This window comes from Kytococcus schroeteri (genome assembly GCF_002847825.1).
Classification (GTDB): Bacteria; Actinomycetota; Actinomycetes; order Actinomycetales; family Dermatophilaceae; genus Kytococcus; species Kytococcus schroeteri.
This window is the reverse complement of record NZ_PKIZ01000175.1, coordinates 1-302: the sequence shown is the minus strand read 5'-3', so window position 1 is coordinate 302 and position 302 is coordinate 1. Positions and strand designations below refer to the sequence as shown.

The 302-nt window shown below is 57.3% G+C and carries 1 protein-coding gene; it reads left to right on the top strand.

The window, feature by feature from the left end; all coding sequences use genetic code 11:
• On the top strand, positions 1-216 hold a 216-nt coding region (locus CYJ76_RS13020), incomplete at its 5' end, for a hypothetical protein (protein WP_238138251.1).
• Between the last annotated feature and the right edge of the window lie 86 nt (positions 217-302).

Below are 302 nucleotides of genomic sequence, written 5' to 3'. Positions count from 1 at the left end.
CCAACCGATGAGCCTGCGGATGATCCGGCGGACGAGCCTACCGACAAGCCGAGTGAGAAGCCTGCCGACAAACCAGTGAGCGGCAGTAGTGGGAACAGCGCGCCCGGAAGTTCGTTGAGCGGAATCCAGAGCTTCTTCGACGCTCTGTTCAGGTCACTGGGTGCGCTGTTCAACTCATTCGTTGGGATGTTCTCTTCTTGGGGTCTTTCTTCATAGGGGCGCGGTCTCGCGTATCTTGTAAACCATGTCAAAGATGGGCAACGCCGTTCACGAGCGTGTGGAGAGAATCCGTGCGCATCATG